We start from the raw sequence: 22,981 nt of genomic DNA on the forward strand, positions 1-22,981 counted from the left end.
CCCCCGACCCCGTCCGCCGACCCGCCCTCGGCGACCCTCATCGGCTCCGTACAGCGGGCGATGCGTCTCCTGGAGTGCGTCGCGGAACACGAGTACGGAGCCCCCGCCAAGCAGCTGGCCCGGGAGACCCGGCTGGCGCTCCCCACGGCGTACCACCTGCTGCGCACCCTGGTGCACGAGGGCTACCTGCGCCGGGAGAAGGGGCTGTTCTTCCTCGGCGACGCCGCCGAGCGGCTGGGCAGCAGCGGGGCCGCGCAGAAACGTCGCAGCACGGTGGTGGACGCGCTCGCGCAGGTGCGCGACGCGATCGGCGCCCCCGTGTACTACGCCATGTACCGCGACGGCGAGATCGAGGTCATGTGCGTCTCCGACACCCCGGGCAACCCGGCCGTCGAGGAGTGGGCGGACTTCCGCGAGACCGGGCACGCGCACGCCGTCGGGCAGTGTCTGCTGTCGCAACTGGACGAGGACGCCCGCCGGGACCACCTGAACCGCTACTCGGTGCAGTCGCTCACGCCGTACACGGTCCGTGATGGCAATGCCCTGCTGAGACGCCTGGAACGCATGCGGCGGACGTCTCCGGTGACCGAACGCCAGGCGTACGCCCTGGGGACGGTGTGCGCCGCGATCCCCATCACCGTCGGCACCACGGTGGCCACGATGGCCGTCTCCCTGCCCCTTCACCAGGCCGACCGGCTGCTGTCGGCCGCGGAGCGGCTGCAGGACGAGGTGGGGCGGCTCCTGGGGTCACTCGCGATCTCTATCAGTATCTGAAAACTCACTCCTTGTGATCTGGTGTGTACGTTGAGCAAGATGCCACCAGTGTTAGAGGTTTGATTCCCGGACAGTCGACGGCGAATGACGGGTGTGCGATGGGCGAGTCCGTACAGGCAGAGGTCATGATGAGCTTTCTCGTGTCCGAGGAGCTCTCGTTCCGCATTCCGGTGGAGCTGCGCTACGCGACCTGTGATCCCTATGCCGTGCGGTTGACCTTCCATCTCCCCGGGGACGCCCCGGTGACCTGGGCCTTCGGCCGGGAGCTGCTGGTCGACGGGGTGGGCCGGCCTTGCGGTGACGGGGACGTGCGCATCGCACCGGTCGAGCCGGAGCCGCTGGCCGAGGTGCTGATCCGCCTCCAGGTCGGCTGCGACCAGGCACTGTTCCGTTCCTCCGCGGCGCCCCTGGTGGCGTTCCTCGATCGCACCGACAAGCTGGTGCCCCTGGGTCAGGAGGGCGCGCTCGCGGACTTCGACACCCACCTCGACGAGGCGCTGGACCGCATCCTGGCGGAGGAACAGAGCGCGGGCTGAACCGTTACGGCAGGCGCGGTGCGGGCGTAACTCTTCGCCCGGGGTGCGTCAGCGCTTGCGGCGCCGGCCGCGGCCACCGCGTACGGGGGCCGCGTCCCCGCCCGGCGTCGCTCCGGCGGACTGCGTGGCCGTCCGGTCGGCCGAGACGACGAGCGCGGCGAGGGCCGTGGTGACCGGTACGGACGCCACCAGGCCGATCGAGCCGACCAGGGTGCGCACGATCTCCTCCGCGACCAACTCACTGTTGGCGACCGTTCCCACCCCGCTCTGCGCGATCGAGAACAGCAGGAGCAGGGGCAGCGCGGCGCCTGCGTAGGCGAGCACGAGCGTGTTGACGACCGAGGCGATGTGGTCGCGGCCGATGCGGATGCCCGCGCGGTACAGCCCGCGCCAGCCCATCGTCGGGTTGGCCTCGTGCAACTCCCAGACCGCCGACGTCTGGGTGACCGTCACGTCGTCGAGGACACCGAGCGAACCGATGATCACGCCGGCGAGCAGCAGACCGCTCATGTCGATCGACGGATACAGGCCGTGGATGAGGCCGGTGTTGTCGTCCGTGTTGCCGGTCAGCGCCGCCCAGTCGATGAACAGCGACCCGAGAACACCGATCAGCAACAGGGAGATCAGCGTGCCGAGCACCGCCACGGACGTGCGCGCGGAGAAGCCATGGCACAGATACAGCGCGATCAGCATGATGGCGCTGGACCCGATCACCGCCACGAGCAACGGGTTCGAACCCTGGAGGATCGCGGGGAGGATGAAGAAGTTCAGCAGCAGGAAGCTGATCGCCAGGGAGATCAGCGCCATCAGGCCCCGCAGTCTTCCGACGACCACCACGGCCAGCGCGAAGATGCCGGCGAGCAGGGCGAGGGGGAGCCGGCGGTTGATGTCGGTCACCGAGTACTGCAGGTCGCGCGGTGCGGAGGGCTCGTAGGCGACCACGACCTCCTGGCCCTCGTGCAACTGCCGTGACTGGTCCGGCTGCACGACCTCCTCGAATGTGCGGCCCTTGTCCTTGCCGCTGTCCACGCGGATCGTCGCCCGCTTGCACTCGCCGTTCGCCTGCTGCACCGCGGAGGAGCCCTCGGCGGTGGAGGTGTCGCCGGTGGGGGTGGAGCCCGAGGCGTTGACGGACTGGCAGCTCAGTTCCACCACCTTGGTCACGGTGGCCTGCTGCGTCTGCCGGTCGAAGCCGACGCCGGTGCGCTCGTGCGGCGGCGCCCCGCCCGGCCACAGGACGGCCAGCCCGACCAGGACCGCCGCGGTGAACGGGATCAGGATCGCGGCGATGATCTTCCGTAGATGCCGGGAGACGGGCGCCGCGGGACCGTGACTGTGCGAGTGCCCGTGGCCTCCTCCCGCTCCGGGGCCGTGGCCGCCGCCGTGGCCGCCGCCGCCGTGGCCGTGTCCGTGGTCGCCGGCTCCACGGGCGGCGCCCTCTTCTGCGTGCGGTCCGCGGCCGGGATCGTGCGGCGGAAAGGGGGGATGCTGCGGTGTGGTCACCGACCGATCATCGCAAGAACAAGGGGGGCCCTCTGTTCACCGCGCCCGAATGGGCGTTAGCGTGGAGGCACCTTTGTACACGCGGGAGCTCGGAGCACCGGGCTGAGAGGGCGCTGACCTCCGTCCCAGCGACGTTTCACGGGAAACATCACCGAAGTCGAGTGATGTATCCCACGAAGCGTCGGCGGACGGAATCCGCTGCGTCGACCGCTGAACCTGTTACCGGGTAATGCCGGCGTAGGGAGTAGGTCTCATGACCATCAAGGACGCACGCACGCCTGCCTCCACGCAGAACTCCTCCCCGGAGGGGACCGCGGAGGCCGGGAAGTCCATCGGCTGGCACAAGGCGTACGTCGAGGGCTCGCGCCCCGACCTGCGGGTGCCGGTCCGTCAGGTGCACCTCACCAACGGGCAGTCGGTCACGCTGTACGACACCTCCGGCCCGTACACCGATCCGCTCGTCGACACCGACGTCCGCAGGGGACTGGCGCCACTGCGGGAGAACTGGATCATCGCCCGCGGCGACACCGAGGAGTATGCGGGCCGTCCCGTCCGTCCCGAGGACGACGGCATCAAGCACACCTCGCCGCGGGGCGGGCTGCGCAACCTCGACGCCGTCTTCCCCGGCCGGCCGCGGCAGCCCCGCCGGGGCCGGGACGGCACCGCCGTCACGCAGCTCGCGTACGCCCGCCGTGGCGAGATCACGCCGGAGATGGAGTACGTGGCCGTCCGGGAGAACGTCTCGCCGGAGGTCGTCCGCGAGGAGATCGCGGCGGGCCGGGCCGTACTGCCGGCCAACGTCAACCACCCCGAGATCGAGCCGATGATCATCGGCAAGCGGTTCCTGGTGAAGGTCAACGCCAACATCGGCAATTCGGCGGTGACGTCCTCCATCGAGGAGGAGGTCGACAAGATGACCTGGGCGACCCGGTGGGGCGCCGACACGGTCATGGACCTCTCCACCGGCCGCAACATCCACACCACTCGCGAGTGGGTGCTGCGCAACTCCCCCGTCCCCATCGGGACCGTGCCGCTCTACCAGGCCCTGGAGAAGGTCGACGGCCGGGCCGAGGAGCTGACTTGGGAGGTCTACAAGGACACCGTGATCGAACAGGCCGAGCAGGGCGTGGACTATATGACGGTCCACGCGGGCGTGCGCCTGGCGTACGTGCCGCTGACCGCGAACCGCAAGACCGGCATCGTCTCGCGCGGCGGGTCGATCATGGCGGCGTGGTGCTTGGCGCACCATCGGGAGTCGTTCCTGTACGAGAACTTCGAGGAACTCTGCGAGATCCTCGCCGCGTACGACGTCACGTACTCCCTCGGCGACGGCCTGCGGCCGGGCTCCATCGCGGACGCCAACGACGAGGCGCAGTTCGCCGAGTTGCGCACGCTCGGGGAACTCAACCGGACCGCCAAGCGTTTGAACGTTCAGACCATGATCGAGGGCCCGGGACACGTCCCGATGCACAAGATCAAGGAGAACATCGACCTTCAGCAGGAGATCTGCGATGAAGCTCCGTTCTATACGCTCGGCCCGCTGACCACGGACGTCGCGCCGGCGTACGACCACATCACCTCCGGCATCGGTGCCGCGATGATCGCCTGGTGGGGCACGGCCATGCTCTGCTACGTCACGCCCAAGGAGCACCTGGGCCTGCCCAACCGTGACGACGTCAAGACCGGCGTCATCACCTACAAGATCGCCGCCCATGCCGCCGACCTCGCCAAGGGCCACCCGGGTGCGCAGGAGTGGGACGACGCGCTGTCCGACGCCCGTTTCGAGTTCCGGTGGGAGGACCAGTTCAACCTGGCCCTCGACCCGGACACGGCACGGGAGTTCCACGACGAGACCCTGCCGGCCGAGCCCGCCAAGACAGCCCACTTCTGCTCGATGTGCGGGCCGAAGTTCTGCTCGATGAAGATCTCGCACGACATCCGCCGCGAACACGGGGGAAGCGCGGCCGAGATCGAGGAGGGCATGGCCCAGAAGTCGAAGGAGTTCGCGGCCGCCGGCAACCGCGTGTACCTGCCACTCGCGGACTGACCGGCCGAGCGCGTCACCGTACGGTGGGGAGGGCGGACGGTCGGTCCGTCCTCTCCCCGCCGAGGGGTCCGTCTCGGCAGACTGGGGGCATGACATCCACCTCCCTGAGCAAGGGTGCCAACCTCGCCGTCGACTCCCCCGCAGTGCGGGTCGAACTCGTGTGGACCGCCGGGCCCGGCGTGCCCGACATCGACGTCTCCGCGCTGCTGCTCACCTCGGCCGGGCGGGTGCGGGACGACGGTGACCTGGTCTTCTACAACCAGCCCCGGCACGCCTCCGGCGCGGTGGGGCACCTGAGTAAGCGGACCGGCGCGCAGCCCGGGACCACCGTCGACGCGGTGGAGGTGGACCTGGTTTCGGTGGAGCCGGCCGTCGACCGCATCGCGCTGTGCGCCTCGGCGGACGGCGGGACGTTCGGCAACGTGCCGGGGCTGTCGCTGCGGTTGCTGGACGCCGCCTCCGGCGCGGAGCTGGCCCGGTTCGACATGACCGCCGGGACGGAGACCGCCCTGGTCGGCGGTGAACTGTACCGGCGGCAGGGGAAGTGGAAGTTCCGCGCGGTCGGGCAGGGGTACGCCGCCGGACTCGCGGGTCTCGCCACCGACTTCGGCATCACCGTGGACGACGACGCTCCCCCGACGCCGACGCCACCCCCTCAGCCCCTGTCCCCACCGCCGACCGCATCCGCCGGACCGACCCGCCTCACCAAGGGCGAGGAACAGCTGCCCGTGGACATGCGCAAGCGGCTCTCCCTGCGCAAGGAGCAGGTCGCCGTCAGCCTGCGCAAGCACGGCGCGGACGGCGTCACCGCGCGCGTCATCCTCGTACTGGACGCCTCCGGTTCCATGTCCTTCCTCTACTCCAAGGGCGTCGTGGCGGACGTCGTGGAGCGGATGGCCGCCGTCGCCGCGCAGTTGGACGACGACGGCGAGATGCAGGCATGGACCTTCGCCTCGAACCCGGCACGCCTGCCCGACCTGCGCCTGGGCGAGCTGCCCGAGTGGCTGCGGCTGCACGTTCGCGTGGGGGAGATCAGCCTCTTCCGCCGCGGCCGGAAGAAGGGCCTGGACCCCCGGCAGGCCGACATGCGGGCGGTCGGGATCCAGAACGAGGAGCAGAAGGTGATCGCCCAGGTCCGTGCCTTCGTCCGGGAGAATCCGGCACCGGTTCCGACCCTGGTCCTGTTCTTCTCCGACGGCGGTGTGTACCGCGACGCCGAGATCGAGCGGGAACTGCGGGAGGCGGTGGAGGAGCCGGTCTTCTGGCAGTTCGTGGGGCTCGGCCGGGCCAAGTACGGCGTGCTGGAGCGTTTCGACACCCTGACGGGCCGCCGCGTCGACAACGTCGGCTTCTTCGCCGTGGACGACATCGCCACCGTGCCGGACCCGGAGCTCTACGACCGCCTGCTGTCCGAGTTTCCGTCCTGGATCACAGCCGCCGGCCGGGCGGGCATCCTCTGACGCGCCGCCCGCCCGGACCGGTGGCTACTCGGGCCGGTGTTCCGGGCCCCCGAAGTCCGGGCTGCTGTAGTCCGGGCTGGAGTAGCTCGGACGGTGACCGGTCTCGGGTCCGCCGTCGGGGCTGGTGAACCCGGGCCGGCCGTATCCGAGGTGCGGCATGCGGCTGCTCGGGGCCTTCGGTCCCGTGCGGTGCAGTGCCGCAGGGCCCGGATTGCCCAGCGCATCCTGCAGGAAGGGCAGGATGCCGCGTTCCAGCAGGGCGTCGTGCCAGGCGTCCCTGGCCCGGGCCACTTCGTCGTCGAGTACGCCGTAGGAGCCGGACTCGGCGGACGGCCGGTTGCGCAGCGCGGTGATCAGCAGCCCCACCGCGGCGACGAGGATCGCCACCGCGGTCACGGCGCCGAACATCCATCCCGTGGTGAGCATGGTCTGCGCGAAGGCCTGCCCCGGATCCAGCATCTTCAGGATGTAGCCGACGAGCAGGAAGATCGCCGCAGCGGTGCCGGCCAGGACGGGTGCCAGGACGGCGACGACGGCGACGGCCCCCGCACCGGTCGCCTCGGCCACCTCCCCCATGGTGGCGGCGAGTCCCACCGCGTTGCCGCCCTGCTCCTCGGAGCCGGACTCGCGCGTGGCGGGCGACGTGGCGGACGGCGCGGGGTGGCGCAGTTCCTCGCGGGCCTTCACGTAGTGCTGGTACTCGGTGGTGGCCGCCGCCGTGATGAGGGCGGTCGCGTTGAGTGCCATGGTGCGCAGTTGTTCGGAGTTGAGCCGCTGTCCGACAGCGGCCAGTTCCGGGCGGTGTGGTGCGGAGCGCAGCGCCTCGTCGAGGATCCGCTCGTACTCTTGGCGGTCCTCGTTGGACAGGTGCTGCGGAACGCTGTTCATGTGCATCCCCCGATGCTCCGTAGGGCTTGGGGCTCGCATGCCAACGAGCCGTCGGGCAGAAACGGAGGGGAGCCTGCTACGGATAAGCCGATGGTAGAGCGGTGACGGTGGAGGGTGACAGGGGGTTTCCAGAAATTGGGTGCCGTCCCGTACGGGTCCCGCCGTCGAAAGGCGCGTCAGCCGAACGGTCAGACGTCCAGCGGAAGTTGCTGGACCAGCAGCTTTCCGGCCATGGTCACGCCGCCGTCCATCGCGATGGCCAGCCCGTCCGCGTAGACGTGGGGTCCCTCGACCGCCGTACGGGTGTCGTCCTCGCCGTCCTCGGAGCCGACCTCGCCCAGCAGGTAGGGGATGGGGCTGTGTCCGTGAACGATCCGGGTGCCGCCGTACGTATCCAGCAGTGAGCGCACCGCCTCGGCGCCGCCCTCGTCGCGGAAGGAGAAGCGCTTGGTGAACTTGCGGAACAGGTCCCAGACCTCTTCCGCGTCGTTACGGGTGAGGGTCTCGCGGACGGTGTCGTTGACCTCTTCGATGGAGCGGCCGTAGTCGAGGTAGGTGGTGGTGTCGGAGTGGACCAGGAGGTGGTCGTCGACCTCTTCGAGGGCGTCGAGGCGGGCCATCCACTGCAGGTGGTGGTCCTGGAGGCGGTCCATGTCGGTCTTCTGGCCGCCGTTCAGCAGCCAGGCCGCCTGGAAGGTGGCGGTGCCGGCGCCGGAGTTGACCGGCGTGTCGCCGAACCGCTTGGCGCCGAGCAGCAGCAGCTCGTGGTTGCCCATCAGCGCCTTGCAGTAGCCGCCGGCCGCGGCGGCCTCGGCGGACAGCCGCATCACCAGGTCGATGACGCCGATGCCGTCCGGGCCGCGGTCGGTGAAGTCGCCGAGGAACCACAGGCGTGAGGTGCCCGCGCACCACTGGCCGTCGGCGTCGACGAGGTCCTTCTCGCGCAACGCGGCGAGCAGCTCGTCGAGGTAACCGTGCACGTCGCCCACGACGAACAGGGGACCCTGGCCGGTGACGGGCTGCCCCACCTGGATCGACTCGGGGTCGACGGGCACCTGAACCGTGTCACCCCGACGGATGACGGGCAGATCCCGCTGCGTGGGCGTGTACCCCTCCGGGTAGGGCTCCTCGGGCCCCTCCTCGGAGGGCGGCGCGGGCTCGCCCGCCTGAGTGCCGGGGCCGGCATAGGGAGCGGTCTCGTGGACGTAAGCGGGCACCCGGAAGTCGCGCACCGTCGCGGTCCGCTCCACCTCGGGTCCCTGACCGGCCCCCTGAGTCATTGACCCCTCCACCATCGCGCCGCATCTGCACCGCTTCGGACTGCCTGGTCGCAGCGGCCCGCGGTGTGTGGGCCCATCATAGGAATGCGGATCGCGCTGTGTGATGACCCAGGGGTGGTGAATCAGAACAGGACTCCGGTTCACCGCGGCTTTCGCCCCGATTGGGCCGGTCTTCGCCCGTCCGTGAATGCCGTCCGGCCGTGTTGCGAGCGTGCCCCGTGTGGCGTTCGCCGCCTTTCGCGCGCCCCGTGCGCCGCCCTTTTGCGCCCCGTTTCGGGCCGGGGCGCGCCGCGGTACGCGCCGGGCTCGTGGCCCGGCGCGCTCCTGGCTAGTCGCTCTCCGGCGATCGCGGCGGGCTGACCGTCGTCCGGGGCGGACGGCGCTGCGAGGACGTGCGCACGATCAGTTCGGTCGGTATGACCTGCTCGACCGGCTGGTCCGAGTGCATCCCCTCGATCGCGTCGATCAGCACCTGGATCACGGCCGTACCGATGCGGCGGGGTTTGAGCGAGAGGGTGGTGATGGGCGGCTCGGTGCTGGCGTACACGGTGGACTCGCTGCAGCAGACCAGCAGCAGGTCCTCGGGGACACGCAGTCCGTAGCGGCGGGCGGCGGCGAGGAGGTCGGTCCCGTTCGGGTCGAACAGGCCGTAGACGGCGTCGGGCCGGTCGGGACGGGCCAGCAGCCGGTCGGCGGCGACCGCGCCGGCGCACGGGTCGTGGGCGGGGTAGGCCTCGTAGACCGGGTCCTGCCCGACGCGCTCGCACCAGCGCAGGTAGGCGGTGGTCGACAGATGGGTGTACGTGTCCGTCGTGGTGCCGGTGAGCAGGCCGATCCTGCGGGCGCCGGCGTCGGCGAGGTGGTCGAGGATGCCGAGAACGGCCGCCTCGTGGTCGTTGTCCACCCACGCCGTGACGGGGAGCGTGCCGGCCGGGCGGCCGTCGGAGACGACCGGTAAGCCCTGGCGGACCAGCTCGGTGACGACCGGGTCGTGGTCCGAGGGGTCGATGACGACCGTCCCGTCGAGTGCGACGTTGGACCACACGTCGTGGCGGGAGGTCGCCGGGAGGATCACGAGGGCGTAGCCGCGGGCGAGTGCGGCGGAGGTGGCGGCGCGCGCCATCTCCGCGAAGTACGCGAACTCGGTGAAGGTGAAAGGTTCATCCCCGTACGTCGTCACGGTCAGGCCGATGAGTCCGGACTTGCCGGTGCGGAGCGTGCGGGCGGCGGCCGAGGGCCGGTAGCCCAGACGGTCGGCGACCTCGCGCACATGGCGCCGGGTGGCGTCCGGGAGTCTGCCCTTGCCGTTGAGTGCGTCGGAGACGGTAGTGATGGATACTCCGGCGGCGGCGGCCACGTCCCTGATGCCCGCCCGGCCCGGCCGGCTGCCTCGACGTGAGGTTTCCGCGCGGCTCACCTGGTGCTTCCCTGCTGCTGTCATGGCGAGCCGATAGTAGGGCTCATGGGGTGGGGTAGGGCGGACGCATATGCACGCGTTGACAGTCACGTTTCTGCATGATCATTAACGCAGAACAGCCTTGGAATGCAAGCTAGTTGGCCTCAGTTATGCCGTTACGTGGCGTGTCGACCAGTGAGGGCCTGCCATGGGGCGGATGTTGCGAAGAGGTCTCAACTCACCTGCACGGGGGATGCGCGCCACGGCGCGAGCCACCGGCGCGTAGATATATGTGCGGCGCGCCCCCCGAATCGTGCGCCTTCGTACCCTGATGCCCCTGTTGCCAGTGTGACGGAGGAGGTCCGGCCTCCCCTATACGCAGCGGCGGCGAATCCTCATAAGGTGAGAAGTATTCGATGCCGGTGGTGGTCACGAGGAGGACTGCGGTGAGCGAGACGAGCCCCAAGCTGCGCGCCGAGCTGGAGGGAATTCCCACCTACAAGCCGGGCAAGCCCGCCGCGGCCGACGGCCCGGTGGCCTACAAGCTGTCCTCCAACGAGAACCCCTATCCGCCCCTGCCGGGCGTCATGGAGTCGGTGACGGCCGCCGCCGCGTCCTTCAACCGGTACCCGGACATGGCCTGTACGTCCCTGATGAGCGAGCTGTCGGACCGCTTCGGCGTGCCCCTCGCCCACCTGGCCACCGGCACCGGGTCGGTCGGCGTGGCGCAGCAGCTGATCCAGGCGACCTCGGGCCCGGGCGATGAAGTGATCTACGCCTGGCGCTCCTTCGAGGCGTACCCGATCATCACCCAGATCAGCGGTGCGACCTCCGTGAAGGTCCCGCTGACCCCGGGCGACGTGCACGACCTGGACGCGATGGCGGACGCGATCACGGACCGGACCCGGCTGATCTTCGTCTGCAACCCCAACAACCCGACCGGCACGGTGGTGCGGCGGGCCGAGCTGGAGCGCTTCCTCGACCGGGTGCCGGGCGATGTGCTGGTGGTCCTGGACGAGGCCTACCGCGAGTTCATCCGCGACCCCGAGGTGCCGGACGGCGTCGAGATCTACCGGAAGCGGCCCAACGTCTGCGTCCTGCGCACCTTCTCCAAGGCGTACGGCCTCGCGGGGCTGCGGGTCGGGTTCGCGATCGCGCACGAGCCGGTGGCGGCGGCGCTGCGCAAGACCGCGGTGCCCTTCGGGGTGAGCCAGATCGCGCAGGAGGCGGCGATCGCCTCGCTGCGCGCCGAGGACGAGCTGATCGGCCGGGTCGGGTCGCTGGTGTGCGAGCGCACACGCGTGGTCGACGCGCTGCGCGCACAGGGCTGGACGGTGCCGGAGACCCAGGCCAACTTCGTGTGGCTGCGACTGGGGGAGAACACAGTGGCCTTCGCGAACGCGTGCGAGCAGGCCGGCGCGGTCGTCCGACCGTTCCCGGGCGAGGGTGTGCGGGTCACGGTCGGAGAGAGCGAGGCGAACGACATCTTCCTGAAGGTGTCGGAAGCGTTCCGCAAGGAGCTGTAGTTCAGAGGGAGCCGCAGGTCAGGCGGCGGGCCGGGGCGCCTGTCTGGCGGCGGAGCGGGACGCGACCGTCAGGTGTCGACGCGCTCGACGCGTACCGGGTCGCCGTCACGCACCGTCGCCAGCAGGCGCGGGTCTCCGTCCAGTCGGCCCATGACGTTGCACGGACTCGCGAGGCGGCACTCTCCCTCAAACTCCGTTCGGGGGGACCCCCAGCCTCGCGAGATCGGTGTGGGCCCGTAGGGGAGGGCCAGGGCGTCCCCGTCGGTCCAGAAGGCGACCGTGCCCGGCTCGACGACCTCCCGGGCGTCCGTTTCACGTGAAACCGACACACCTGTGTCGAAGTACACCTCCTCGCCCCAGGTGTGAGCGGAGGCGGTGAGTGGCAGGGCCTTGAGCAGCGCCTCCGTTGTCGGGGTGTCGTCGAGTGTCGCGGTGAGGTGTCCCGCAGGCCATGAGATCCGAATCTGCATGCGGCGGATTCAACAATATGTTGAAGTCCCTGCCAAGGGGTTGACGTCACAGGGGACCCCCCTTCCGATGTCGAAAAGCGGTAGGTCATAATTGCTTGTGAATGTGAACGCGTTCACAAGCGTGTCCCGGTTGCGCCCGCGTTGGGTGTGACAAACACGTTCAAAACGCCGCTGACCACGGCGATGTGGCGAGGTAAGGAGAGTGACGACGTGGACATGGCTCTGGCGCCGGAGACCCTGGCGCGGTGGCAGTTCGGCATCACGACCGTCTACCACTTCCTGTTCGTCCCGCTGACGATCTCCCTGGCCGCTCTGACGGCCGGGCTGCAGACCGCATGGGTCCGCACGGAGAAGGAGAAGTACCTCAGGGCGACCAAGTTCTGGGGCAAGCTCTTCCTGATCAACATCGCCATGGGTGTCGTCACCGGCATCGTGCAGGAGTTCCAGTTCGGCATGAACTGGTCCGACTACTCGCGCTTCGTCGGCGACGTCTTCGGTGCCCCGCTCGCCTTCGAGGCGCTGATCGCCTTCTTCTTCGAGTCCACCTTCATCGGTCTGTGGATCTTCGGCTGGGACAAGCTGCCCAAGAAGATCCACCTGGCCTGCATCTGGATGGTCTCGATCGGCACCCTGCTGTCGGCGTACTTCATCCTCGCGGCCAACTCCTGGATGCAGCACCCCGTCGGCTACCGGATCAACGAGGAGAAGGGCCGCGCCGAGCTCACCGACTTCTGGCAGGTCCTCACCCAGAACACCACCCTCAACCAGGTCTTCCACAGCTTCTCGGCGGCCTTCCTGACGGGCGGTGCCTTCATGGTCGGCATCGCCGCCTTCCACCTGATGCGCAAGAAGCACATCCCGGTGATGCGGACCTCGCTGCGGCTCGGCCTGGTCACCCTGGCGGTCGGCGGCGTGCTCACCGCGGTGAGCGGCGACACCCTCGGCAAGGTCATGTACGAGCAGCAGCCGATGAAGATGGCCGCCGCCGAGGCCCTGTGGGACGGCGAGAAGCCGGCGCCCTTCTCGGTGTTCGCCTATGGGGACGTCGACAAGGGGCACAACAAGGTCGCCCTGGAGATCCCCGGTCTGCTGTCCTTCCTGGCGCACAGCGACTTCGAGTCCTACGTGCCCGGGATCAACGACACCAACAAGGCCCTCCAGGAGAAGTACGGTCCCGGTGACTACAAGCCCATCGTCCCCGTCGCCTACTGGGGCTTCCGGTGGATGATCGGCTTCGGCATGGCCTCCTTCTCCCTCGGCCTGCTGGGCCTGTGGCTGACCCGGAAGAGGTTCCTGCTGCCGGCCCCGCTGCGCACTGGGGAGGACGAAGTGCCACGACTGGTGCTGCTGAAGAAGCCGCTCGGGGCGAGGCTCACCCGCGTGTACTGGCTGCTGGCGCTCTGGACGATGGCCTTCCCGCTGATCGCCAACTCCTGGGGCTGGATCTTCACCGAGATGGGCCGCCAGCCCTGGGTGGTCTACGGCGTGATGCAGACCCGGGACGCGGTCTCCCCCGGTGTCTCCACCACCGAGGTCATCATCTCGATGTCCGTCTTCACCCTGCTCTACGCCGTCCTGGCCGTCATCGAGGTCAAGCTGCTGGCGAAGTACGTCAAGGCGGGTCCGCCCGAGCTGACCGAGGCCGACCTCAACCCGCCCAAGAAGATCGGCGACGACCTCCGTGACGCCGACAAGCCGATGGCCTTCTCGTACTAGGCCGAGGGAGCTGCACAGTCATGGAACTGCACGACGTCTGGTTCGTACTGATCGCCGTCCTGTGGACCGGCTACTTCTTCCTGGAGGGCTTCGACTTCGGGGTCGGCGTGCTCACCAAACTGCTCGCCCGGAACCGGCCCGAGAAGCGGGTGCTGATCAATACCATCGGCCCCGTGTGGGACGGCAACGAGGTGTGGCTGCTCACCGCCGGCGGCGCCACCTTCGCCGCCTTTCCCGAGTGGTACGCCACGCTCTTCTCCGGCTTCTACCTTCCGCTGCTGGTCATCCTGGTCTGCCTGATCGTCCGGGGTGTCGCCTTCGAGTACCGCGTGAAGCGGCCCGAGGAGAACTGGCAGCGCAACTGGGAGACCGCGATCTTCTGGACCTCGCTGATCCCGGCGTTCCTGTGGGGCGTGGCCTTCGGCAACATCGTCCACGGGGTGAAGATCGACCGGGACCTGGAGTACGTCGGCACCGTCTGGGAACTGCTCAACCCGTACGCGCTGCTGGGCGGACTGGTCACGCTGACGCTGTTCACCTTCCACGGAACGGTGTTCACCGCCCTCAAGACCGTCGGTGAGATCCGAGAGCGCGCGCGGGCCCTGGCGCTGCGGGTCGGGCTGGTCACGGCCGTGCTGGCCCTGGTCTTCCTGGTCTGGACGCAGGCCCACAGCGGGAACGGCAAGAGCCTGGTCGCCCTCGTGGTGGCCGTCGCCGCCCTGGCCGCGGCCCTGGTGGCGAACCAGGCCGGGCGTGAGGGCTGGTCGTTCGCACTCTCCGGCGGCACCATCGTCGCCGCCGTGGCGATGCTCTTCCTGACGCTCTTCCCGAACGTCATGCCGTCCACGCTCAACCCGGACTGGAGCCTCACCGTCACCAACGCGTCCTCGAGCGCCTACACGCTGAAGATCATGACCTGGCTGGCCGTGATCGCCACACCGGTCGTCCTGCTCTACCAGGGCTGGACGTACTGGGTGTTCCGCAAGCGCATCGGCACCCAGCACCTCGCCGACGCCAAGCACTGAGTGCCGGGGAGGACTGTTTCACGTGAAACCCATCGATCCACGTCTTCTGCGGTACGCCCGCGCCACCCGGCTCTTCCTCACGGCCGTCGTCGTCCTGGGAGCCGTCGGGGCGGGACTGCTCGTCGCGCAGGCGATGCTCATCGCCGAGGTGGTGGTGGGCGCCTTCCAGCACTCCATGACCGCCGCCGAACTCCGCACTCCCCTGCTCCTGCTGGCCGCCGTGGCCTGCGGCCGCGCGCTGGTCGGCTGGCTCACCGAACTGGCCGCCCACCGGGCGAGCGCGGCGGTGAAGTCGGAGCTGCGGGGACGGCTGCTGGAGCGGGCCACCGCGCTCGGCCCCGGCTGGCTGAGCGGACAGCGGACCGGCTCGCTGGTCGCCCTGGCCACCCGGGGCGTCGACGCCCTCGACGACTACTTCTCGCGCTATCTGCCGCAGTTGGGCCTCGCGGTGGTCGTACCCGTGGCGGTGCTGGCCCGCATCGTCACCGAGGACTGGGTCTCGGCGGCCATCATCGTCGGGACCCTGCCGCTCATCCCGGTCTTCATGGTGCTGATCGGCTGGGCCACCCAGTCCCGGATGGACCGCCAGTGGCGCCTGCTGTCCCGGCTGTCCGGGCACTTCCTGGACGTGGTCGCGGGGCTGCCCACGCTGAAGGTCTTCGGACGGGCCAAGGCCCAGGCCGAGTCGATCAAGCGCATCACCGGTGAGTACCGGCAGGCGACCATGCGGACGCTGCGGATCGCCTTCCTGTCGTCCTTCGCGCTGGAACTGCTCGCCACCCTGTCCGTGGCCCTAGTGGCGGTCACCATCGGCATGCGGCTCGTCCACGGGGACATGGCCCTGTACGACGGCCTGGTCGTCCTCGTCCTCGCGCCCGAGGCCTACCTGCCGCTGCGGCAGGTGGGGGCGCAGTACCACGCGGCCGCCGAGGGGCTCGCCGCCGCCGAGGAGATCTTCGAGGTCCTGGAACGCCCCGTACCGGCATCCGGGAACACCCCGGTTCCCGCCCACGGCGCCCTCGCCTTCGAGGACGTCACGGTCCGCTACCCCGGACGCTCCGTAGACGCCGTCAGGGACGTGAGCCTCACCGTCGAGCCCGGAGAGACGGTCGCGCTCGTCGGCCCGAGCGGGGCGGGCAAGTCGACGCTGCTCAACGCCCTCCTCGGCTTCGTGCCCCCGAGCGCGGGACGGATCCGGATCGGCGGGACCGACCTCTCCTCGCTCGACCCGGCGCAGTGGCACGCCCAGGTCGCCTGGGTGCCGCAGCACCCGCACCTGTACGCCGGGACCATCGCGGAGAACGTACGCCTGGCCCGGCCCGACGCCGACGACCTCGCCGTATGCCGCGCGTTGCGGGACGCGGGCGCGCTGGAGTTCGTGGACGCACTGCCCGACGGCACGGCGACCGTCCTCGGCGAGGACGGGACGGGGCTGTCCGCCGGGCAGCGGCAGCGGCTCGCGCTGGCCCGGGCGTTCCTCGCGGACCGGCCGGTGCTGCTGCTTGACGAGCCGACGGCGGCCCTGGACGGGGCGACCGAGGCCGAGGTCGTGGCCGCCGTGCGCAGGCTCGCGGAGGGGCGGACGGTGCTGCTGGTGGTGCACCGTCCGGCGCTGCTGGAGGTGGCCGACCGGGTGGTGCGGCTCGCGGAGCCGGCGACCGCCGCCCTGTCCGACGGCACCCTTCTCGTACCGGCCGGGCGCGGTGCCGAGGAGCCCGCCGCATCCGCTGTTCCCGTCGCTCCGGACGTCCCGGCGCCCGTGGTGGAGGCCCGGGGCGGTGTCCTCGCCAGGGTCCGTGCCATGTCCGCCGCCCGGCGCGGACGGCTCGCCCTCGGGCTGCTGCTCGGCAGCCTGGCACTGGGCAGTGCCGTGGGCCTGATGGCCACCTCCGGGTACCTCATCTCCCGGGCCTCCGAGCAGCCGCCGGTGCTGTACCTGATGGTGGCCGTCACGGCGACGCGCGCCTTCGGGATCGGGCGGGCCGTGTTCCGCTACGCGGAGCGCCTCGTGACGCACGACGCCGTGCTGCGGATGCTGGCCGACACCCGGGTCGCCGTGTACCGGCGGCTGGAGCGGCTGGCGCCCGCAGGGCTGCGCCGCACCCGCCGGGGCGACCTGCTGTCCCGGCTCGTCGCCGACGTCGACGCCCTGCAGGACTACTGGCTGCGGTGGCTGCTGCCCGCCGGCGGCGCTGTCGTCGTCTCCGCCGCCTCGGTCGGGTTCACGGCCTGGCTGCTGCCGGAGGCCGGTGCGGTCCTCGCGGCCGGTCTGCTGGCGGCCGGTGTCGGCGTCCCGCTGTTGACCGGGGCGGTGGCCCGGCGGGCCGAGCGCAGGCTCGCCCCCGCGCGGGGTGTGCTCGCCACCCGGGTCACCGACCTGCTGACCGGCACCGCGGAGCTGACCGTTGCCGGAGCCCTGCCCGGCCGGGCCGCGGAGGCACGCCGGGCCGACGGCACGCTCACCCGGATCGCCTCCCGCGCCGCCACCGCCACCGCGCTGGGCGACGGACTCACCGCGCTGATCTCCGGCCTGACCGTCGCGGGCGCCGCCCTCGTCGGCGCCCAGGCGGTGGCCGGCGGCCGGCTCGCCGGCGTGGCCATGGCCGTCGTCGTCCTCACGCCGCTGGCCGCCTTCGAGGCCGTACTCGGGCTGCCGCTGGCCGTGCAGTACCGGCAGCGGGTGCGCAGGAGCGCCGAGCGCGTGTACGAGGTCCTCGACGCCCCCGAGCCGGTACGGGAGCCGGAGACACCCCGGCAGGCTCCCTCCTCGCCGTTCCCCGTCGTCCTGAGGGGACTGGCCGCACGGCATGCCGGGCAGGACCGGGACGCCCTGGCGGGCCTGGACCTCACGCTCGCCGAGGGCCGCCGCGTCGCCGTGGTCGGCCCGTCCGGCTCCGGCAAGACCACGCTCGCCCAGACGCTGCTGCGCTTCCTCGACGCGGACGCCGGCTCCTACACGCTGGCCGGTGTGGACGCGTACGCCCTGGCCGGCGACGACGTGCGGCGCCTCGTCGGGCTGTGCGCCCAGGACGCGCACCTTTTCGACAGCTCCGTGCGCGAGAACCTGCTGCTGGCCAGGAAGGACGCCACCGAGGGCGAACTGCGGGACGCGCTGGCCCGGGCCCGGCTGCTGGAGTGGGCCGACAGCCTGCCCGACGGCCTGGACACCCTGGTCGGTGCGCACGGGGCCAGGCTGTCCGGTGGCCAGCGGCAGCGGCTGGCCCTGGCCCGGGCGCTGCTCGCCGACTTCCCGGTCCTGGTGCTCGACGAGCCCGCCGAACACCTCGACCTGCCGACCGCGGACGCGCTCACCGCCGATCTGCTGGCCGCGACCGAGGGCCGGACGACCCTGCTGATCACGCACCGGCTGGCTGGCTTGCAGGCCGTGGACGAGGTGCTGGTGCTGGACCGGGGACGGGTCGTGCAGCGGGGGACGTACGCGGAGCTGGCGGCCGTGCCGGGTCCGCTGCGGGAGATGGCCGGGCACGAGGCGGCAGCGGAACTGCTGGTGCCACAGCCACGGCCGTAGGCGCGGACACCGGCGCGGGCACGGGCACGGGTGTGAGCACGGGTGTGAGCACGGTCAGGAAATTTTTCGGTAATCCGACTTTCCTGAACAAAAGGGTCTCACTAGGCTCGGGCCATGCACCCAGCGCCGCCCCCCGGCCCCCCGCCGCCCTATGAGGGTGCCTCCGCCGAGCTCCTGGCCCGGGTGCCGAAACTGCTGGATGCGATGCGCTCCGTCGGCAGCGGACTGGAGCTGCACTCCACGCTGAACCGGATCTGCGAGACGGCCGCCGACCTGGCGAACGCCCGGTACGCGGCCATCGGAGTCGTCGACGAGGACGGGCACGGACTCGCCGACTTCGTGCACCACGGCCTCGACGAGGCGACCGTCCGGCGCGTCGGCCGCCTCCCCGACGGCCGCAAAGGGCTGCTCGGCGCCCTCATTGTCGAACCCGAGCCGGTCCGGCTCACCGACCTGACCGAGGATCCGCGCGCGTGCGGCTTCCCCGAGGGCCACCCTCCGATGCGGAGCTTCCTCGGGGTCCCCATCCGGGTACAGGAGGAGGTCTTCGGCAACCTCTACCTGACCGACAAGTACACGGGCGAGCCGTTCAACGACTACGACCTCGCCATGGTCCGGGTCCTGGCCACCGAGGCCGGCATCGCCATCGGCAACGCGCGACTGTACGAGGCCGCACAGCAGCGGGAGCGGTGGATCGACGGGTCGGTCGCCGTCACCACGGCGCTGCTGTCCGGCGGTGACACCGACGACGCCCTCCAGACCGTCGCCGAGCAGGCCCGCCGGCTCTCCGGAGCGGCCGCCGGCATCGTGCTGCTGCCCGCCGACGGGGGCGGCCTGGAGATCGTGGCGGTAGCCGCACCGCACCGCACGAACGCCCTCGGCAAGGTCATCCCCCCGGAGAACGGCATCGTCTCCGAACTCCTCGCCGGCCGTCCCGTGTTCGTGGACGACGCCGCCACCGACCCGCGTCTGGATGCCGGACCGGTGCGCGCCTACGGGCCGATCATGCTGCTGCCGCTGTGCCGGGACGGGCGGATCCTCGGTGGCCTCGTCATGCCCCGCGCCCGGGGAGAGCGCCCGTTCACGCGCACGGAGCGCGCGCTCGGCGACCAGTTCGCCGCGCAGGCCGCGCTGGCGCTGATGATGGCCGACGCCCAGCGCGACCGGGAGCGGCTCGCCGTGTACGAGGACCGGGACCGCATCGCCCGGGACCTGCACGACCTCGTCATCCAGCGGCTGTTCGCGACGGGGATGATGCTGGAGAGCGCCCAGCGCAGGGCGGCGTCGCCCGAGGTGCGCGACGGCGTCGGCGGCGCCGTCGACGAACTCGACGTCACCATCCAGGAGATCCGCTCGGCGATCTTCGCCCTGCAGCAGCCCGCCGAGGCACCCGCGGGGCTACGGACCCGCATGCTGCGCGAGATCACCATGGCCGCCGTACCGCTGGGCTTCACACCCGCGCACCGCTTCGTCGGCCCGGTCGACACCGCCGTCGGCGAGCTGACCGGCAAGAACCTCATCGCCGCGCTGCGCGAGACCCTGTCCAACGCCTTCCGGCACGCCCACGCCACCCGGATCGAGGTGGCCGTGGACGCGACGGCGACCCTGCCGGACGGGCGGCCCGGCGTGCGGCTGACCGTCGCGGACGACGGTGTCGGCATCCCCGAGGGCGGCCGGCGCAGCGGCCTGCACAATCTGCAGCGCCGCGCCGAGACGGTCGGCGGCACCAGCGGGCTCGGCCCGGGCATCGGGGCGGACGGCGGCGGCACAACCGTGTGGTGGGAGGCGCCGTACTGAACGCCGCCGGGGCGCCGTTGCCCCGGTTGCAGCAGCCGCGCTGCGCCGTGTGCAGCAACGGTTCCCCCACTCGTACGACGTGAAGGAGACCCGGCGGCCCCGCACGGTCCACGATCGCTGACATGCGCTCATCCCGCCGACATCCGCTGCTCGTTCCGGTGTTGCTGTGCGCGCTCGCCGTGCTCGCGGCCCGCCCCGCCGACGGCACGGACGCCGGATCGGGTGCCGACCCGGGCCCGGAGGTGGCACGTCTGTACGAGGACGCGGCCAAGGCGACGCAGCGGTACGAGGAGGGGCGGCGCGCGGCCGAGGCCCAGAGGGCGAAGGCGCTGGCGTACGAGAAGCGGCTGGACGAGCAGCGGCAGAAGATCGACGCCATGCACGCGGACCTGGGCCGTATCGCCCGCGCCCAGTACCGCGGTGGCGGTGGGCTCCCCCTGACCGCGCGGATGTTCCTTGCGGACGACCCGGACGAGCTGATGCGCGGTCAGCGGGCCTTCACCCGCGCGGACCTGGCGGTCAACAAGGCCATCGGCAAGAGCCTGCGGGCCGAGGCCCGGCTCGCCGCCGACGAGGCGAAGGCGCAGGCGGCCTGGCAGGCGCTGGAGAAGCGCAACGCCGATCTGGCGGCGCTGAAGACCGGGATCGAGGGCAAGCTGGAGGCGGCGCGTGCACGGCTGGAGGGACGGGCGGACGCCTCCGTCGCCGCCGGCTCGTGCCCCGGAGCGGTCCGCCTCGACCAGCAGGACCTGCCCGTCGGCCGGCCCTGGGTGGCGCCGGTGGAGGCGTACGAGCTGTCGGCGTCCTTCGGCAGCGGTGGCTCGCGGTGGGCGCACCGGCACACCGGCCAGGATTTCGCGGTGCCGGTCGGGACGCCGGTGGCGTCGGTCGGTACGGGCCGGGTGGTGCAGGTGTCCTGCGGCGGCGCCTTCGGCATCCAGGTCGTCGTCCAGCACGCGGGCGGCTACTACACGCAGTACGCCCATCTCGCCTCGGTCGCCGTCGACCAGGGCGACCGGATCCGTCCGGGTCAGTGGATCGGGCAGTCGGGCAGTACCGGCAACTCCACCGGACCGCACCTGCACTTCGAGGTACGGGTGACGCCGGAGATGGGCTCCGCGCTGGACCCGGTGCCCTGGCTGTCGCAGCGTGGAGTGCCCCTCTGAGCGACGCGGGCGCGGCCGTCAGTCCAGGTCGGCGAGCAGCCGCTCGATGACGACCGCCACGCCGTCCTCGTTGTTGGCGACCGTCCGTCCCGACGCGGCGGCGATGACGTCCGGGTGCGCGTTGCCCATCGCGTACGACTGTCCCGCCCAGGTCAGCATCTCCACGTCGTTCGGCATGTCGCCGAAGGCGACGACCTCTTCGTGCGAGATGCCGCGTTCGGCACAGCACAGGGCGAGCGTGCTGGCCTTGGACACCTCCGGCCCGCTGATCTCCAGCAGGGCGCTGGGGCTGGAGCGGGTGACGTTGGCACGGTCGCCGATGGCGAGGCGGGCCACGGTGAGGAAGCCGTCGGGGTCCAGATCGGGGTGGAAGGCCAGGATCTTGAGGACCGGCTCGTCGGCGGCGCGGCCGCCGGGGGCCAGGATCTCCTCGGCGGGCAGGAGGTCGTCGGGCACCTCCATGTGCAGCTTCGGGTACGCGGGCTCCTGGTGGAAGCCGTACGTCTGCTCGACCGCGTACACCGTGCCGGGTGCGGCCTCGCGCAGCAGACGTACGGCGTCCAGCGCGTTCTCCCGGGCCAGCTCCCGCACCTTCACGAAGCGGTGGGCGCCGGGGCCGCCGTGCAGGTCGACCACGGCGGCGCCGTTGCCGCAGATGGCGAGCCCGTGACCGTGGACGTGGGCGCTGACGACGTCCATCCAGCGGGCGGGGCGGCCGGTGACGAAGAAGACCTCGATGCCCGCTTTCTCCGCGGCGGCCAGTGCGGCGACCGTGCGTGGGGAGACCGACTTGTCGTCGCGCAGCAGTGTGCCGTCGAGGTCGGTGGCGATGAGCCGCGGTCGGGTGGCGGCGTCCGGGGGCTCGGGCTGTCGGGTCGCTGAGGTCACCGGGTCATTGTCACGCACATGCGTGCACGCCCGTGCGGCGGTCCGCACATCTGTGAGCTACGGCTCTCAGTCCTTCAGCTGCGCCGGGGCCTCCATGGCGATCCGCTCGAAGATCTTCTCGTCGGCGGTGAAGTCCGAGTCGGCGATCGGCCAGTGGACGACCAGCTCGGTGAAGCCCAGATCGCGGTGGCGGCCGGCGAAGTCCACGAAGGCGTCGACGGACTCCAGCGGGCGGCTGCGGTCCGGGGTGAAGCCGGTGAGCAGGACCCGGTCCAGTTCGCCCACGTCGCGGCCGATCGCGGCGCAGGCGTCGGCCAGCTTGTCGCTCTGCTGCCGCAGGGCCCGGTCGGACTGCTCGGGAGTGCCGTTCTCGTAGAGCTTCGGGTCGCCGGTGGTCACCCACGCCTGTCCGTACTGGGCCGCGAGCCGCAGCCCGCGCGGACCGGTGGCGGCCACCGCGAACGGAAGCCGGGGCCGCTGCACACAGCCGGGGATGTTGCGCGCCTCGTGGGCGGAGTAGAAGTCGCCCTCGTACGAGACGGCGTCCTCCGTCAGCAGCCGGTCGAGCAGGGGCAGGAACTCGCCGAACCGGTCGGCCCGCTCACGCGGCGTCCACGGCTCCTGTCCGAGCGCGGTGGCGTCGAAGCCGGTGCCGCCCGCTCCTATGCCGAGCGTGATCCGGCCGCCGGAGATGTCGTCGAGGGAGATCAGTTCCTTGGCGAGCGTCACCGGGTGCCGAAAGTTGGGGGAGGTGACCAGGGTCCCCAGCCGCAGCCGCTCGGTGACCGCCGCGGCGGCGGTGAGCGTCGGCACGGCGCCGAACCACGGGCCGTCCCGGAAGCTCCGCCAGGACAGGTGGTCGTAGGTGTACGCGGTGTGGAAGCCGAGCTGCTCGGCACGCGTCCAGGACGAACGTCCGCCTTCGTGCCAGCGGCGGTACGGAAGGATCACGGTGCTCAGGCGCAGACTCATGCTCCCGA

17 protein-coding genes and 1 riboswitch are annotated in these 22,981 nt (G+C 71.0%); of the genes, 10 read left to right on the top strand and 7 right to left on the bottom strand.

Translation table 11 applies throughout. The features are described 5' to 3' along the window. The first annotated feature begins 39 nt into the window (after positions 1-39). Positions 40-774 (top strand): IclR family transcriptional regulator, encoded by a 735-nt coding sequence (locus DMH12_RS13630; protein ID WP_260474209.1) that lies wholly within the window; start codon positions 40-42, stop codon positions 772-774. Positions 775-872: 98 nt separating this feature from the next. Further along, positions 873-1,310, top strand: coding sequence for an SsgA family sporulation/cell division regulator (locus tag DMH12_RS13635; RefSeq protein WP_125491835.1), 438 nt, complete (start codon positions 873-875; stop codon positions 1,308-1,310). A 48-nt stretch (positions 1,311-1,358) separates the two neighbouring features. Here DMH12_RS13635 and DMH12_RS13640 read toward each other — a convergent pair whose 3' ends face one another. Beyond that, a complete protein-coding gene (locus DMH12_RS13640; protein ID WP_125491836.1) occupies positions 1,359-2,813 on the bottom strand; it encodes a YibE/F family protein in 1,455 nt (484 codons plus the stop codon). A 71-nt stretch (positions 2,814-2,884) separates the two neighbouring features. After that, a riboswitch (TPP riboswitch) is annotated at positions 2,885-3,074 on the top strand. On the opposite strand from DMH12_RS13640, the gene thiC reads away from it, so the two are divergent. Together thiC and DMH12_RS13650 are read left to right on the top strand one after the other, a co-directional pair. Continuing rightward, on the top strand, positions 3,067-4,860 hold the full coding sequence (thiC, locus tag DMH12_RS13645; protein ID WP_125491837.1) for a phosphomethylpyrimidine synthase ThiC: 1,794 nt from the start codon (positions 3,067-3,069) through the stop codon (positions 4,858-4,860). (Overlaps the previous riboswitch by 8 nt.) Positions 4,861-4,949: 89 nt before the next feature. Next, on the top strand, positions 4,950-6,320 hold the full coding sequence (locus DMH12_RS13650; RefSeq protein ID WP_125491838.1) for a VWA domain-containing protein: 1,371 nt from the start codon (positions 4,950-4,952) through the stop codon (positions 6,318-6,320). Positions 6,321-6,344: 24 nt separating this feature from the next. Here the strand turns inward: DMH12_RS13650 and DMH12_RS13655 are convergent, their stop codons facing one another. The 3 genes from DMH12_RS13655 to DMH12_RS13665 form a co-directional block, all read right to left on the bottom strand. Beyond that, a complete protein-coding gene (locus DMH12_RS13655) occupies positions 6,345-7,214 on the bottom strand; it encodes a hypothetical protein (protein WP_125491839.1) in 870 nt (289 codons plus the stop codon). A 182-nt stretch (positions 7,215-7,396) separates the two neighbouring features. Next, positions 7,397-8,503 (bottom strand): metallophosphoesterase, encoded by a 1,107-nt coding sequence (locus tag DMH12_RS13660; RefSeq protein ID WP_125491840.1) that lies wholly within the window; start codon positions 8,501-8,503, stop codon positions 7,397-7,399. 313 nt (positions 8,504-8,816) lie between these two features. Further along, entirely contained in the window at positions 8,817-9,929 is a 1,113-nt protein-coding gene (locus DMH12_RS13665) for a LacI family DNA-binding transcriptional regulator (protein WP_125491841.1), read from the bottom strand. 401 nt (positions 9,930-10,330) lie between these two features. Between DMH12_RS13665 and hisC the strand changes: the two genes are divergently transcribed. After that, positions 10,331-11,410: a histidinol-phosphate transaminase gene (gene hisC, locus DMH12_RS13670; RefSeq protein WP_125491842.1), complete on the top strand. Its 1,080-nt coding sequence runs from the start codon at positions 10,331-10,333 to the stop codon at positions 11,408-11,410. Between the two features lie 68 nt (positions 11,411-11,478). On the opposite strand, the gene DMH12_RS13675 is transcribed toward hisC, so the two are convergent. Continuing rightward, complete coding sequence (locus DMH12_RS13675) at positions 11,479-11,880, bottom strand: cyclophilin-like fold protein (RefSeq protein WP_125491843.1); 402 nt, start codon at positions 11,878-11,880, stop codon at positions 11,479-11,481. Between the two features lie 210 nt (positions 11,881-12,090). Here DMH12_RS13675 and DMH12_RS13680 point away from each other — a divergent pair, with 210 nt between their 5' ends. From DMH12_RS13680 to DMH12_RS13700, 5 genes are all read left to right on the top strand, one after another. Beyond that, positions 12,091-13,596, top strand: a complete 1,506-nt coding sequence (locus DMH12_RS13680; RefSeq protein ID WP_125491844.1) for a cytochrome ubiquinol oxidase subunit I — start codon at positions 12,091-12,093, stop codon at positions 13,594-13,596. Positions 13,597-13,616: 20 nt separating this feature from the next. After that, positions 13,617-14,621, top strand: a complete 1,005-nt coding sequence (cydB, locus tag DMH12_RS13685) for a cytochrome d ubiquinol oxidase subunit II (RefSeq protein WP_125491845.1) — start codon at positions 13,617-13,619, stop codon at positions 14,619-14,621. A gap of 22 nt (positions 14,622-14,643) precedes the next feature. Beyond that, complete coding sequence (cydD, locus tag DMH12_RS13690; protein WP_125491846.1) at positions 14,644-18,150, top strand: thiol reductant ABC exporter subunit CydD; 3,507 nt, start codon at positions 14,644-14,646, stop codon at positions 18,148-18,150. Positions 18,151-18,264: 114 nt separating this feature from the next. Then, positions 18,265-19,947, top strand: a complete 1,683-nt coding sequence (locus DMH12_RS13695) for a GAF domain-containing sensor histidine kinase (protein WP_125491847.1) — start codon at positions 18,265-18,267, stop codon at positions 19,945-19,947. 122 nt (positions 19,948-20,069) lie between these two features. Continuing rightward, a complete protein-coding gene (locus tag DMH12_RS13700; protein ID WP_125491848.1) occupies positions 20,070-21,113 on the top strand; it encodes a M23 family metallopeptidase in 1,044 nt (347 codons plus the stop codon). 18 nt (positions 21,114-21,131) lie between these two features. Here the strand turns inward: DMH12_RS13700 and DMH12_RS13705 are convergent, their stop codons facing one another. Both DMH12_RS13705 and DMH12_RS13710 read right to left on the bottom strand, forming a co-directional pair. Beyond that, the gene (locus tag DMH12_RS13705; RefSeq protein WP_185832306.1) at positions 21,132-22,019 is read right to left on the bottom strand and encodes a Cof-type HAD-IIB family hydrolase; all 888 of its coding nucleotides are present in this window, start codon (positions 22,017-22,019) and stop codon (positions 21,132-21,134) included. A 48-nt stretch (positions 22,020-22,067) separates the two neighbouring features. Beyond that, complete coding sequence (locus tag DMH12_RS13710) at positions 22,068-22,973, bottom strand: LLM class flavin-dependent oxidoreductase (RefSeq protein WP_122616511.1); 906 nt, start codon at positions 22,971-22,973, stop codon at positions 22,068-22,070. Between the last annotated feature and the right edge of the window lie 8 nt (positions 22,974-22,981).

Source organism: Streptomyces sp. WAC 04229 (genome assembly GCF_003947455.1).
GTDB lineage: Bacteria > Actinomycetota > Actinomycetes > Streptomycetales > Streptomycetaceae > Streptomyces.

Coding starts and splice junctions, on each gene's coding strand:
- DMH12_RS13635 (WP_125491835.1), top strand. CDS start 873: ATGGGCGAGTCCGTACAGGCAGAGGTCATGATGAGCTTTCTCGTGTCC.
- thiC (WP_125491837.1), top strand. CDS start 3,067: ATGACCATCAAGGACGCACGCACGCCTGCCTCCACGCAGAACTCCTCC.
- DMH12_RS13650 (WP_125491838.1), top strand. CDS start 4,950: ATGACATCCACCTCCCTGAGCAAGGGTGCCAACCTCGCCGTCGACTCC.
- DMH12_RS13655 (WP_125491839.1), bottom strand. CDS start 7,214: ATGCACATGAACAGCGTTCCGCAGCACCTGTCCAACGAGGACCGCCAA.
- DMH12_RS13660 (WP_125491840.1), bottom strand. CDS start 8,503: ATGGTGGAGGGGTCAATGACTCAGGGGGCCGGTCAGGGACCCGAGGTG.
- DMH12_RS13665 (WP_125491841.1), bottom strand. CDS start 9,929: ATGACAGCAGCAGGGAAGCACCAGGTGAGCCGCGCGGAAACCTCACGT.
- DMH12_RS13675 (WP_125491843.1), bottom strand. CDS start 11,880: ATGCAGATTCGGATCTCATGGCCTGCGGGACACCTCACCGCGACACTC.
- cydB (WP_125491845.1), top strand. CDS start 13,617: ATGGAACTGCACGACGTCTGGTTCGTACTGATCGCCGTCCTGTGGACC.
- DMH12_RS13695 (WP_125491847.1), top strand. CDS start 18,265: ATGCACCCAGCGCCGCCCCCCGGCCCCCCGCCGCCCTATGAGGGTGCC.
- DMH12_RS13700 (WP_125491848.1), top strand. CDS start 20,070: ATGCGCTCATCCCGCCGACATCCGCTGCTCGTTCCGGTGTTGCTGTGC.
- DMH12_RS13710 (WP_122616511.1), bottom strand. CDS start 22,973: ATGAGTCTGCGCCTGAGCACCGTGATCCTTCCGTACCGCCGCTGGCAC.